Origin of the sequence: Mycobacterium triplex, assembly GCF_000689255.1 — a bacterium.
GTDB classification, from domain to species: domain Bacteria; phylum Actinomycetota; class Actinomycetes; order Mycobacteriales; family Mycobacteriaceae; genus Mycobacterium; species Mycobacterium triplex.
Genome location: NZ_HG964446.1, coordinates 3216148 through 3228775 on the forward strand (window position 1 = coordinate 3216148; position 12628 = coordinate 3228775).

11 protein-coding genes and 1 pseudogene are annotated in these 12628 nt (G+C 66.2%); 9 read left to right on the forward strand and 3 right to left on the reverse strand.

Annotation, left to right across the window (positions count from 1 at the left end):
- Nucleotides 1–103 precede the first annotated feature (103 nt).
- Genes BN973_RS14880 through BN973_RS14895 form a run of 4 tightly spaced genes read left to right on the forward strand, consistent with a single transcriptional unit; the run spans nt 104 to nt 4159 of the window.
- Nucleotides 104–409: a hypothetical protein gene (locus tag BN973_RS14880; RefSeq protein WP_036469002.1), complete on the forward strand. Its 306-nt coding sequence runs from the start codon at nt 104–106 to the stop codon at nt 407–409.
- A gap of 47 nt (nt 410–456) precedes the next feature.
- The gene (locus tag BN973_RS14885; RefSeq protein WP_036469003.1) at nt 457–2079 is read left to right on the forward strand and encodes a class I adenylate-forming enzyme family protein; all 1623 of its coding nucleotides are present in this window, start codon (nt 457–459) and stop codon (nt 2077–2079) included.
- The gene (locus tag BN973_RS14890; RefSeq protein WP_051641273.1) at nt 2066–2839 is read left to right on the forward strand and encodes a class II aldolase/adducin family protein; all 774 of its coding nucleotides are present in this window, start codon (nt 2066–2068) and stop codon (nt 2837–2839) included. The genes BN973_RS14885 and BN973_RS14890 overlap by 14 nt, the downstream gene beginning before the upstream one ends.
- 51 nt (nt 2840–2890) lie before the next feature.
- Nucleotides 2891–4159 carry an amidohydrolase family protein gene (locus BN973_RS14895; protein WP_036469005.1) on the forward strand — a complete coding sequence of 423 codons (1269 nt, stop codon included), beginning with the start codon at nt 2891–2893 and terminating at the stop codon, nt 4157–4159.
- Between the two features lie 3 nt (nt 4160–4162).
- Here the strand turns inward: BN973_RS14895 and BN973_RS14900 are convergent, their stop codons facing one another.
- Nucleotides 4163–4513 (reverse strand): hypothetical protein, encoded by a 351-nt coding sequence (locus tag BN973_RS14900; protein ID WP_036469006.1) that lies wholly within the window; start codon nt 4511–4513, stop codon nt 4163–4165.
- A gap of 214 nt (nt 4514–4727) precedes the next feature.
- On the opposite strand from BN973_RS14900, the gene BN973_RS14905 reads away from it, so the two are divergent.
- Entirely contained in the window at nt 4728–5555 is an 828-nt protein-coding gene (locus BN973_RS14905; RefSeq protein ID WP_139830040.1) for a class I SAM-dependent methyltransferase, read from the forward strand.
- Here BN973_RS14905 and BN973_RS14910 read toward each other — a convergent pair.
- Together BN973_RS14910 and BN973_RS14915 are read right to left on the reverse strand one after the other, a co-directional pair.
- Complete coding sequence (locus BN973_RS14910) at nt 5552–6250, reverse strand: hypothetical protein (protein ID WP_036469008.1); 699 nt, start codon at nt 6248–6250, stop codon at nt 5552–5554. The genes BN973_RS14905 and BN973_RS14910 overlap by 4 nt on opposite strands.
- A 106-nt stretch (nt 6251–6356) precedes the next feature.
- Nucleotides 6357–7376 (reverse strand): nitronate monooxygenase, encoded by a 1020-nt coding sequence (locus BN973_RS14915; RefSeq protein WP_036469010.1) that lies wholly within the window; start codon nt 7374–7376, stop codon nt 6357–6359.
- A 94-nt stretch (nt 7377–7470) separates the two neighbouring features.
- Between BN973_RS14915 and BN973_RS14920 the strand changes: the two genes are divergently transcribed.
- The 4 genes and pseudogenes from BN973_RS14920 to BN973_RS14935 all read left to right on the forward strand — a co-directional run bounded on the left by BN973_RS14920 (nt 7471) and on the right by BN973_RS14935 (nt 12624).
- A complete protein-coding gene (locus BN973_RS14920; RefSeq protein ID WP_036472465.1) occupies nt 7471–9084 on the forward strand; it encodes an arylsulfatase in 1614 nt (537 codons plus the stop codon).
- Between the two features lie 27 nt (nt 9085–9111).
- Entirely contained in the window at nt 9112–10323 is a 1212-nt protein-coding gene (locus tag BN973_RS14925) for an FAD-dependent oxidoreductase (RefSeq protein ID WP_084163409.1), read from the forward strand.
- 216 nt (nt 10324–10539) lie between these two features.
- Nucleotides 10540–11611 (forward strand): annotated as a pseudogene (locus BN973_RS14930) (IS110 family RNA-guided transposase).
- A 14-nt stretch (nt 11612–11625) separates the two neighbouring features.
- Nucleotides 11626–12624: a Gfo/Idh/MocA family protein gene (locus BN973_RS14935; RefSeq protein ID WP_036469012.1), complete on the forward strand. Its 999-nt coding sequence runs from the start codon at nt 11626–11628 to the stop codon at nt 12622–12624.
- Nucleotides 12625–12628 lie beyond the last annotated feature (4 nt).

The window sequence follows — 12628 nt, forward strand, 5'->3', positions numbered from 1 at the left end:
CTCGGCCGCCACCGGTGACCAACCCGCCGCGACTTCCAGCGGGGTGAGCGGGCTGTAGTTTGCCCGCTCAATCAGGCGGGGTCTTCGGGCACAATGGGATGTCATGGGAATTCGCACGACGGTCGCCGCATTGGGCGGCGGTGCGACCGTGCTTGCCGTGGCGCTCGGCGGTATCGGCCCGGTCGACGAGCCGCCGGGCGGCTCAAGCGTTCCGGCGTCGAGCGTGGTTCCGGCGCCGCCGGGCGATAGCGGCGGCGCCCTACGGGTCAAACCCGCCGGCGGTGGCGGCGGTTGCATCCTCGGCCTGAACTGCGGGCCCATCAACCCACCGCGGCCCCCGCCGGCGCGGCGGGCACCGAGTCTTCCGCACGGCCCGCATCAGGGCGCGCCGATGCCTCAGCACCCATAGCGCCGACCCGCCGACCGAATCCCGCGCGGTTTTCCTATCATTTGATAATGAGCGCCGGTGAACTCGACACCGTGGGCTCGCCGGCTTTCACCGACGAGGACCCGGCCCGGTTCCGCGCGGCCGGATGGTGGTCCGATTCGACCTTGTCAGACGCGGTGCGGCACAACGCCGAACAGTCACCGGACCGGCCCGCTTACACCGACCAGCCCGGTATTGCCCTGACCTGGCGCGAATTCGATTCCGTGGCAACTGCTTTGGCGGGCCAGCTGGCCGGCCTCGGCATTGAGCGCGGTGACCGAGTTGCGGTGTGGCACGGCGATTCCGCCGCGATCCACGTGGCATTCGTCGCGATCGAACGTTGTGGCGCAGTCGTCGTCGGCATCGGCGCCCGCGCCGGTACCCGCGAGGTGAGCGCGCTGCTGCGCAACACCCAGCCGAAGATCCTGATCATTGACCCCAAGCACGCCGATGACGCCGGACGGGTCACGGCCGAATCGCCGGTGTCCCTGGCTATCCTGGGTCAGCAGGCGGGCCAGCCGCGCCTGGACAGCGACGCGCAGCCCAAGGCCGTCGCGGCCGAATCACAACTTGGCCCGGACGACGTTTTCCTGATCAACTCCACGTCTGGGACCACGGGCCTGCCCAAGTGTGTCGTGCACACCCAGAACCGGTGGCATTACTTTCACCAGAAGGCGGTTGCCAATGGGCAGCTGAGCACCGACGACGTGTTCTTGCCGGTCATCCCCACGCCTTTCGGCTTCGGAATATGGACCAGCCACACCACCCCGATCTACCTCGGCGCCGCCTCGGTGATCCTGGAGCGCTTCACCGCGCCCGCGACGTGCGAAGCGATAGCCCGGCACAAAGTCACCGTACTATGTTGTGTCAGTTCGCAATTGACGATGATCATGGCCGACCGGGCATCCCGCGATTACGACTTGAGCTCGCTGCGTGTCGTTTTCACCGGCGGCGAGGCGATACCGTACCGCCCCGCGGCCGAATTCGAACAGCTGACCGGCGCGAAGATCCTGCAATTCTATGGCTCGAATGAAACCGGACTGCTCAGCGCGACGACGGTGCACGACCCGCTGGATCGTCGGCTGCGCACCGGCGGGCGGATCGTTCCGGAAATGGCGGTCCGGCTCTTCGACGGGGATCGAGACGTCACCGCGACGGGGCGGGGCCAGCCGGCGTGCCGGGGCCCGGCGACCAGCCTCGGCTATCTCGGCGGTACCGACCACGACAAGCTGTTCACCCGCGACGGCTGGATGCTGATGGGCGATATCTGCGAGCTCGACGCGGACGGTTACCTGACCATCACCGGCCGAACATCCGACTTCATCCTGCGCGCCGGCAAGAACATCAGCGCCGCACAGGTCGAAGATGCCGTGATGACGCATCCGGCGATCGCCCTGGCGGCGGCAGTGGCGATGCCCGATCCGGTATTGGGCGAAAGGGTCTGCCTCTACGCCGAACTCACCGACTCCGCGAGCCTCGACCTGCCCGCTCTCGTCGACCATCTGCTGGCGCTGGGGGTTTCCAAGGAGCTGCTGCCCGAGCGCCTGATCATTGTCGACGAAATACCCCGGTCGTCCGGCGGAAAGATCGCCAAAGGCAATCTCCGCCAAGATATTCGAGCAAGGTTGGAGGCCGAGTATGAACCCGCCTAAGCCACGACGAGGTGGTCTACAGGTATGGGCGCCGTCGGTGATGCCCCCGATCGGGGTCGAGCTGTCCAACGAGCAGGCGCTGGCGGTGGCCTTCCGCCACCTGGCCGGCATCGGCTTCTCCGAAAACATGGCCGGACACATCACCTGGCAGCTGGACGGACAAACCGACATGTTGGTCAATCCGTGGGGCCTGTGGTGGCAGGAGCTCACCGCATCGGATATCTGCTTGGTGGACAGCGAAGCTCGGGTCATCCGCGGTCGGTGGGATGTCACCCCGGCGATCCACATTCACACCGAGCTGCACCGGGTCCGCGAGGACGCCCGGGTGGTGATCCACAATCACCCGTATTACGTCTGCGTGCTCGCCGCGCTCGGCAGATTACCGCAACTGGTGCATCAGACCGGCTCGCTGTTCCTCGACGACCTGTGCCTCGTCGGTGAATACGACGGTGAGATCGACAGCCCCGATCGCGCAGCCGATCTCGCGGCGCGCATCGGCGGTGCCAACCTCACGATTCTGGCCAACCACGGCGTGATCGCGACGGGTCGCAATCTGGCCGAGGCGGTGTACCGGGCGGCGTCGATCGAACGGGTCTGCAAGCTGGCCTACGACGTGATGCTCACCGGCATGGAGCCGGTCGCGATGAACTGGTCCGACATGGCCGGCATGCAGCGATCGCTGATCGAGCGGGCCGCCGACGTGTATTGGGCGGGAGCGGCGCGGATGACCATCAAGGCGGATCCCGATGTACTCGCCTGAGCGCACTGGAATCCGTCACCACACCGTCGACGCAGAAGGGCATCGCCGCACATGAAATCGATCGACGAGCTGGCTTCCGATTTGAGTTTCACCACGGCCAAAACCGGCGACGAACGGTCGGTGACGTTTCTGCCCGACCCGCCGCGGGCCCCGCGCCGCTACACGGTGATCTCGGTCGACGATCACATCGTCGAACCCCCGGACACCTTCACCGGCCGGCTGCCACGTAAGTTCGCCGACCGCGCGCCGCGGGTCGTCGACACCGACAGCGGCGGACAGACCTGGGTCTATGACAATCAGGAGCTGCCGAATGTCGGGTTCAACGCCGTGGTCGGCCGACCGGTGGCGGAGTACGGCTTCGAACCCGTCCGATTCGACGAAATGCGCAGGGGCGCATGGGATATCCATGAACGCATCAAGGACATGGATCTCAACGGCATCTACGCGTCGCTCAACTTTCCCTCGTTCCTGCCGGGATTTGCCGGCCAGCGGCTGCAACAGGTCACCAAGGATCGCGATCTGGCGCTGGCCTCGGTCCGAGCCTGGAACGACTGGCATCTCGAGGTGTGGGCCGGGTCGTATCCCGACCGGATCATTCCCTGCCAGCTGCCCTGGCTGCTGGACCCCGAACTGGGTGCGGAGATGATCCGCGAGAACGCCGAACGCGGTTTCCACGCCGTCACGTTCAGCGAGAACCCCGCGATGCTCGGGTTGCCGAGTATCCATTCGGGACACTGGGATCCGATCATGGCCGCGTGTGCCGAGACCGCAACGGTGGTGAACCTGCATATCGGGTCGTCGGGATCGTCGCCGTCGACCACCGAGGACGCGCCACCCGATGTGCAAGGTGTGCTGTTCTTCGCCTACGCGATTTCGGCGGCCGTCGACTGGTTGTACTCGGGATTGCCGAGCAGATTCCCGGATCTCAAGATCTGCCTGTCCGAAGGCGGAATCGGCTGGGTGGCAGGCTTGCTCGATCGTCTCGACCACATGCTCAGCTATCACGCGATGTATGGCACGTGGCAGGCACTGGGGGAGAAGCTCACCCCCGCAGAGGTTTTCACCCGCAACTTCTGGTTCTGCGCGGTGGAGGACAAGTCTTCGTTCGTGCAGCGCGATCGAATCGGGATCGACAACATCATGCTCGAGGCCGATTATCCGCACTGCGACTCGACCTGGCCGCACACCCAACAGACGATCCACGAGGAAATCGGCGGTCTTCCGCCGGACGCGATCCGCAAGTTCACCTGGGAGAACGCGTCGCGGTTGTACCAGCATCCGGTGCCCGCCGCGGTACAGCAGGATCCCGAGGCGTTCTGAGACTCACTTGCCGCTCTTCGGGCAGGGGCAGTCACCGGAGTCGGCCTTGAAGCCGGCCGCAGCCTCGGTCCTTGCCGTGTCGCGGTACGACACCCACTCGCCGGTGTGTGCCGGCTGCGCCGTCAGCGGCGCGGTGGTCCCCGCAGCCACCGCGACCGCTGACGGCGACGCCGAACTGGCTGCCAAACAAGACGGCGTCACCACCCAGTCCATGAACTGCCAAACCGCGGCGACCAGGGTGATCAGCAGCAAGACCGTCGCGACCGCGTGGGCTACCAGGTAGTAGCAGTATCCGGTTGAGGTCGGTGGTGCCCCGTCGCCGGCAGCAACCATCTTGAACGTCACCTGTCGCATCGAGAGGCCCCTTTCTAGACCTAGCGGTGTCACCCGCCACAACCGTTGCTCGATAGTTCTTCGGAGCACAGCGTCCGTCGGATGGGCGCCCACCGATTTGAGCCGCCAGCGCCGACGTGACCTGCCCGTTTGGGCCGCGGACAATTTCGGGGTGGCCATCGTGGCCCCGGATGCGCTTCGCTGTCGGTAGTAGTTGTCGCCCAACCAGGAGGGGATAGTGACGACGGGCAAGGTTGATTTCAGTTCGGTCCGCTGGGGCTCGGTGGAGTGGACGAACCTCGTGACGCTGTACCTGCGTGCCCACGAAAGCCGCTCGGCGCATCCGATTCTGGGTGACCATGCCGCCGCCGATGCGGTCGACCGGATCGACTACGACTTCAAACGCATCCACCGGAGCTCATTTCCGGCGTCGAACCAGTATCTGGTCGCGTTGCGCGCAAAACAGCTCGACGGGTGGTGCGCTGACTTCCTTGCCCGCCACCCCGACGCGGTCGTCTTGCACCTGGGTTGTGGCCTCGACGGCCGTGCCTTCCGCCTCGACGTGCCGCCCGCGGTGCGCTGGTTCGACCTCGACCAGCCAAGTGTCATCGAGCTTCGCCGCCGACTGTACGACGAGACCGAGCACTACCGGATGATCGGCTCGTCGGTGACCGATCTGGATTGGATCGATCAGATACCCACCGGCCACCCGACCCTCGTCGTCGCCGAGGGCCTGCTGATGTATGTCGACGAGAGTGGAGTGCGCGAGCTGTTCGCACGCCTGCTGGACCGATTCGATTGTGGGGAGCTGCAATTCGACACCCTCGCGGCGTTGGCGCCGTTGCTGTCGAAGGTGCTCACCCGGGGCATCATCAAGTGGGGCATCGGCAACGCGCGCGAGATCGAAGCCTGGAATCCGAGGCTGAGATTCGTCGAACGGACGCCGGCGCTGGCCGGTTACGAAAAGATCGACAGCACCGTCGTCCGGTGGATATACCGAATCTTGCGGGCCTCGCCGTTCGGCCCTTACGACGTACTCAACCGCTTTACGTTCTCCAGCTAGGGCTGGTTACCCATCGTCCCCAAATCCGCGCGGGCTGCATCGATCAGGTCCACTCGTGCCCGGATCATCGCGGTGCGTCGTGAATCGAAGTCCCGGATCGCTGCCGCGATTTTCTCGCGATTCGTCGGGTCGCGCAGATATTCGGTATTCAGCGCCGCGTAGGCGCTGGAGAGGGCGTTGTTGGCCTCGCGCAGCGCGAGCGTCCGAAGCCGCATCGGCGCCGATCCGACCAAGTCGACCGCTGCCGCGGCGTTGGACAATTGGAGGCTCGCGGCTTCCCATTTGCCTATCTCCTCGAGGAAGGCCGGCTGGGTAAGCGGATCCGCCGCCCGGTTGTATCGAGAAATGTCGACCTCTTGCTCGAGGGCCACCATGATCTGCATCTTGGCCAGAAGTTCGGTGTAGGTACTCTTGCGCTCATTTCGCGCTGATTCGGACGCGCTGTGTCGATGAATGCTTTCCGCTGCAGCAACGCTGGTTTGGTAGTTGAAATACGAGGCGACGACGGCGGTGATAAGCGTGGCGAGCATTCCCGCGAGAGCCAAAACGAGTTCTTTGGTCCAGAAACGCCCCGTGGGTTGGGCGAGCCGAATTTGTGCGGTGGCCGATTCGGAATTCACGGCATTCTGCTGTTCGGCAGGAGATAGCTCGGCCACCTGCCGGACTCTGGTCACGTCGGCCGGCGCGGTATCCATCTGCACAATTTAACGGTGGTGGGCGTCAGCGCATGTCTGAACTACCGCTTATACACCGTTGTTTCATCTCGCGTATTGCTGATTTCCGGTCGGCATTGGCAAATAATCACAGACCGGATGCGAGCCGCCGCAGAATGTCCGCGGTGGGTTCGGCGGTGGCGTGCCGGTACCCGGTCCCCGCCCACAGGTGGACGTAGTCGGGCTTCCCCGCGGCCGCAGCGGCTTTGCGCAGCGGGCTGGTCAGGTGGTGAATTGCCGGATAGCCGAACGGTGCCTGGGCCTCGTGGTTGTCGATGAATGTGTTGCGCAACCCGCGGGCGGGGCGTCCGGTGAAGGCGTGCGTGAGCACCGTCTCGGTGCGAGCGGGATCGGTCAGCGCGGCCTGATGGGTCGCCGACGCGCCGCTTTCGGTGGCGCGCAGCAGCACGGTGCCGACGACGGCCGCGGCGGCGCCCGCCCGGATGATGTCGGACACCGCGTCGGGTGTGGCCAGCCCACCGGCGGCCAGCACCGGCAGCGGCACCGCCGCCGTGACCTGCCTGACCAGATCGACGAGCGGAACCGGCTGCAATGGTCGCCGCGGCGAGAGGGTGCCGGAATGCCCGCCGGCGACGACGGCCTGCAGGGCCAGCATGTCGACACCCGCCTGATCGGCTTGTGCCGCCTCGTCAGGCGTCGTCACAGTTTGGACCACGACGGTATCGGCCCGCTGCAGGGCGGCGATCACGCTGCTCGGCGGGATGCCGAACGTGAACGACACCATCGGCACCGGGTCGTCGAGCAACAACGCGATCTTCTCGTCGAACCAGTCGGTGTCCTCGATGGGATCGGCCGGCAGGACGAGGCCGAACCGGTCGGCCTCTTGCTGGATGATCGCGGCGTACGCCCGGTAGCTGTCCGGGTCGACCGGCACCGGGTTGGGCGCAAACAGGTTGATGCCGAACGGGATTCCTTCGGCACGAACGATCTTGAGCTCGGCCTCGACGGCCTCGACCGTCTTGTAGCCCGCGGCGAGCATGCCCAGGCCGCCGGCCGCGGTTGCGGCCGACACCATCGCCGGCGTCGTCGGGCCGCCCGACATCGGCGCGGCGACCAGCGGAATCGACATCTCGAACTGTGCCAACATCGGGCGCCCCCGGGGATCGGTGTATTCGGTGAATCGAGCCTAGCCAGTTCCCGAACGTTCCATTCGGGTGCCGGACCTGACAGGATGCTTGACCGTGAAGCGGCCTAACTTCTTGGTGATCCTGGCGGACGACCTCGGGTTTTCCGACATCGGCGCGTTCGGTGGCGAGATCGAGACGCCCAACCTCGACCGGCTCGCGCACGCCGGTATCCGACTCACCGATTTCCATTCCGCACCGGCCTGCTCGCCCACCCGGGCGATGCTGCTGACCGGAACCGACCACCACGTCGCCGGCATCGGCACGATGCTGGAGGTCGCGGCCCCCGGATTTGCGGGTGCGCCCGGTTACGAGGGTTACCTCAACGACCGGGTGGTGGCGCTGCCCGAGCTGTTGCGCGACGCGGGTTATCTCACGCTGATGTCGGGCAAATGGCATCTGGGCCACACAATTGAAAGATCGCCGTGGGCAAGGGGATTCGAGCGCTCGTTTGCGCTGCTGCCGGCCGGGGCCAGCCATTATGGTGGTGCCGCGGGACGCGGATTCTCGCCGGTGCCAACGCTTTACACCGAGGACGACCAGTTCGTCACGGTGGGCGAGGACTTCTACTCGTCGGATTCCTATACCGACACCTTGCTCGGCTACTTCCGCGACCGCGCCCCCGACGACGACCGGCCGTTCTTCGCGTACCTGCCGTTTCAGGCGCCGCACTGGCCGCTACAGGCGCCCGACGAATCGATCGCCAAATATCGCGGCCGCTACGACGCCGGCCCGGATGCGCTGCGCGAGGAGCGGTTGGCGGCGCTCAAGCGGCTCGGTCTGTGCGCGCCCGATGTCGAGCCGCATCCGGTCGTGGCCGATGGCGCTGTCGAGTGGGACGACATGACAGACGAGGAGCGCGCGATCTCGGCGCGCTCGATGGAGGTCTACGCCGGCATGGTGGACCGCATGGATCAGAACATCGGCCGGGTGATCGACTACTTGGCCGAGACCGGCGAGCTGGACAACACCGTGGTGATCTTCATGTCGGACAACGGCGCGGAGGGGGCGATCGTCGAGGCGATGCCACTGCGCGGTCCCCAGATCGTCGCGCAAATCGAAAAGAACTGCGACAACAGCCTGGAAAACCTCGGGCGGCCCACCTCGTTCATCTGGTACGGCCCCCGCTGGGCACAAGCGGCCACGGCGCCCTCGCGGTTGCACAAGGCGTTCACCACCGAAGGCGGGATCCGGGTGGTCGGCTTCGTCACCTGGCCGGGCTTCGCACGCCAGAACGCGATCGGTACGGCGTTCGCGACCGTCATGGACATCATGCCCACCGTGCTGGAACTGGCCGGCGTCGAACATCCCGGCACCCGCTACCGCGACCGGGACGTCGAACCGATGCTCGGCCGATCGCTGGTGCCGTACCTGTCCTGCGCCGCCGAGGCGGTGCACCCGGGCGAGACCGGCACCGGGTGGGAACTGTTCGGCCGCCGCGCGATCCGGCAAGGCGACTGGAAGGCTCTCTACCTGCCCCCGCCCTATGGCCCCGGCGCCTGGCAGCTCTACGACCTTTCCCGCGACCGGGGCGAGATCCACGACCTCGCCGCCACCCATCCCGACAAGCTCGCCGAGCTGCTCGGGCTGTGGGATCGCTACGTCGAAGAAAACGGGGTACTCACCGAACCGGTTTCGGTGTACGACGTGGACCCACAACTGCTGGGCTGAGGACGTCATGCGGCAATCGGGGGAGTGATGACGGAGACGACAACCTGCGCGGTGATCGGCGGCGGACCGGCCGGAATGGTACTGGGGCTGCTGCTGGCCCGGGCGGGGATCGAGGTCACGCTGCTGGAAAAGCACGGCGACTTTCTCCGCGACTTTCGCGGCGACACCGTGCATCCGACCACGATGCGCTTGCTCGACGAGCTGGGTCTTTGGGAACGCTTTGCGGCCATACCGCACAGCGAGGTGCACAGCGCGCGGTTTGAATCCGACGGCCGGTCGGTGACGTATGTCGACTTCAGTCGGTTGCGCCAACCCCATCCCTTCGTCGCGATGGTGCCGCAGTGGGACCTGCTCAATCTGCTCGCCGATGCCGCGCAGGAGGAACCGACTTTCACGTTGCGGATGAAAACGGAGGCGACCGACCTGATGCGCGAGGGCGGCAAGGTCACCGGGGTGCGCTATCGGGGCCCCGACGGGCCGGGCGAGCTGAGGGCGGAGCTGACCGTCGCGTGCGATGGCCGGTGGTCGATGGCGCGCCGTGCGGCCGGTCTGCGGAGCCGCGAATACCCGGTGAACTTCGACGTGTGGTGGTTCAGGCTGCCGCGCGACGGCGACCAGGAGTTCTCGTTTCTGCCGCGCGTCGGCCCCGGCAAGGCACTCGGGGTAATTCCGCGGGAGGGCTACAACCAGATCGCCTACCTCGGTGCCAAGGGCACCGACGCGCAGCTGCGGGCCAAGGGCATCGAAGAGTTTCGCCGCGACATCGGTGCGCTGCTGCCGGAATCGGCCGGCGCGGTCGCGACGCTGCAGTCCATGGACGAGATCAAACACCTCGATGTCCGGGTCGACCGGCTGCTGCGCTGGCACACCGACGGACTGCTGTGCATCGGCGACGCCGCGCACGCGATGTCCCCGCTGGGCGGTGTCGGCATCAACCTGGCGGTCCAGGACGCCGTGGCGGCCGCGACGATCCTGGCCGAGCCGCTGCGACAGCACCGCGTCACCGATCGGGACCTGGCGGCCGTGCGGCGTCGCCGGCTGTTTCCCACCGCGGTCACCCAAGGCGTGCAACGGTTCCTGCAGCGTGGACTCGGGCCGCTGCTGCGCGGCGCCGACCTCACCCCGCCGGCGGCGTTCCTGGGAGTGCTGCAGCGACTGCCGTGGCTGTCCTTTGTGCCCGCCTATTTCATCGGTGTCGGGGTACGACCCGAGCGCGCCCCGGCATTCGCCCGTCGCTAGCGTCGATTTCAGTGTCAGGGTGAGGTTGCCGCGTAGAGCGGTGGTTGGATCCTGATCACCTGGTGTCTGGCTCGTAGCGTCGCTGCCGCCCTCGGGTTGGCGTTCATGGGTTTTGTCGGCATCAGGTGTGAAGGACCGGCCGGCGTGACTTGATAGGAGCGTGGCGTCGCCCCCGACTGAGATGTGTCCGCCGACCGGCCCAACCGTCACCTCACAGTGAAGGAGGCAACCTCCATGGTTGTTGTTGGAGCCGATGTCCACAAGCGCACGCATACGTTCGTCGCCGTGGACGAGGTGGGCCGCAAAGTCGGCGAGAAGGTCGTTGCAGCCACGACTTCAGGTCATCGCCAGGTGGTGCGATGGGCTCGCAGTCAGTTCGGGGTCGAGCTGGTGTGGGCGATCGAGGATTGCCGACACTTGTCAGCCCGCCTCGAGCGCGACCTGTTATCCGCCGATCAGAAGGTGGTGCGAGTTCCATCGAAGTTGATGGCTCAGAGCCGGGCCTCGGCGCGTACCCGAGGCAAGTCTGATCCGATCGATGCGTTGGCCGTCGCGCGAGCTTACCTGCGTGAGCCCCGATCTTCCGGTGGCCTCCCACGACGAGGTGTCGCGGGAGCTGAAGCTGCTGGTGGACCGCCGTGAAGACCTTGTGGGGCAACGTACTTCGACGATCAACCGGTTGTTGTGGCGCGTGCACGAACTTGATCCGGGCCGAGCACCGAAACCGGCGTCGCTGGATCTGAGCAAGCACCGCAGGTTGCTCGGTGACTGGTTGGCTACCCAGCGTGGTCTGGTCGCCGAGCTGGCCCGCGAGGAGTTGGCCGACATCACCCGACTCACCGAAGCCATCAATGCCTTGACCAAACGTATCGGCGAGCGCGTCCGTGCGATCGCTCCGGCGCTTTTGGCGATGCCCGGCTGCGGCGAGCTGACCGCAGCCAAACTGGTCGGCGAAACCGCCGGCGTCACCCGATTCAAAAGCGAGGCCGCCTTCGCCCGCCACACCGGGGTAGCCCCGATCCCGGTCTGGTCGGGAAACACCGCCGGCCGCGTGCGCATGACCCGCTCGGGCAACCGTCAACTCAACGCCGCTCTGCACCGTATCGCGGTCACTCAAATCCGCCTCGACGGCCTTGGTCGGGCCTACTACCGAGGCCGGCTCGCCGCTGGTGACTCCAGCACCGAGGCCCTGCGCTGCCTCAAACGCCGCCTGGCCCGCGTGGTGTTCCACCACCTCCACACCGACGACCAAACCCGCAATCAGCCTTGCCAACCGGCAGCGGCTTGACATAGGAGAAACCCGTGTCTGGAAACGTAACCCCGCTGCGGATCGGCATCCTGGGTGCCGCCGCGATCGCACCCACGGCGCTCGTCAAACCCGCCAAGGACAATCCCGACGTCGTGGTCGCCGCGGTGGCCGCGCGCGAGGGGGCGCGCGCTCGTGCCTTCGCCGCCAAACACGGCATTGCCCGGGCACACGACGACTACGCCGCGCTGATCGCCGATCCGGACCTCGACGCGATCTACAACCCGCTGCCAAATGGGTTGCACGGCAAGTGGACCCGGGCGGCCCTAGCCGCCGGTAAACACGTGCTGTGCGAGAAGCCGTTCACCGCGAACGCCGCCGAAGCCCGCGAGATCGCCGACCTGGCCGCGAAGTCGGATCGAGTGGTGATGGAAGCCTTCCACTATCGGTACCATCCCCAGACCTTGCGGGTCGAGGAGATCATCGCTTCCGGGGAGCTGGGCAAGCTCACGCACGTGGAAGCCACGCTGTGCTTCCCACTGCCGAAGTTCTCCGACATCCGGTACAACTACGCGCTGGCCGGTGGCGCGACGATGGATGCGGGCTGCTACACGGTTCACATGGTCCGCACGTTCGGCGGCTCGACTCCGGAAGTCGTTTCGGCGCAGGCGAAGCTGCACGATCCGCAGATCGACCGGGCGATGACGGCCGAGTTGCGGTTTGCCGGCGGACACACGGGCCGCGTGCGGTGCTCGATGTGGTCGCGGCGGCTTTTCGATATCAGTGCCAGGGTGGTCGGCGAGCGCGGCCGGCTGCATGTGCTCAACCCGGCGATGCCGCAGATGTTCCATCGGCTCTCGGTCCGGACCGCGGACGACAATCGAGTGGAGAGCTTTCCGCGCCGGGCCTCCTACGCCTACCAGCTCGACGCGTTCGCCGCGGCGGTGCTGCGTGGTGAGCCGGTGAAGACCACTGCGCGGGACGCGATCGAGAACATGACCGTGATCGACGACATCTATCGTGCCGCGGGCCTGCCGCTTCGGGAACCCAGCTGAAAGT

Bases quoted from the DNA above. Each gene is read 5' to 3' on its own strand.
- BN973_RS14915 (WP_036469010.1), bottom strand. From the start codon at position 7,376: ATGTTGGCACAGTTCGAGATGTCGATTCCGCTGGTCGCCGCGCCGATG.
- BN973_RS14880 (WP_036469002.1), top strand. From the start codon at position 104: ATGGGAATTCGCACGACGGTCGCCGCATTGGGCGGCGGTGCGACCGTG.
- BN973_RS14895 (WP_036469005.1), top strand. From the start codon at position 2,891: ATGAAATCGATCGACGAGCTGGCTTCCGATTTGAGTTTCACCACGGCC.
- BN973_RS14900 (WP_036469006.1), bottom strand. From the start codon at position 4,513: ATGCGACAGGTGACGTTCAAGATGGTTGCTGCCGGCGACGGGGCACCA.
- BN973_RS14925 (WP_084163409.1), top strand. From the start codon at position 9,112: ATGACGGAGACGACAACCTGCGCGGTGATCGGCGGCGGACCGGCCGGA.
- BN973_RS14890 (WP_051641273.1), top strand. From the start codon at position 2,066: ATGAACCCGCCTAAGCCACGACGAGGTGGTCTACAGGTATGGGCGCCG.
- BN973_RS14910 (WP_036469008.1), bottom strand. From the start codon at position 6,250: ATGGATACCGCGCCGGCCGACGTGACCAGAGTCCGGCAGGTGGCCGAG.
- BN973_RS14885 (WP_036469003.1), top strand. From the start codon at position 457: ATGAGCGCCGGTGAACTCGACACCGTGGGCTCGCCGGCTTTCACCGAC.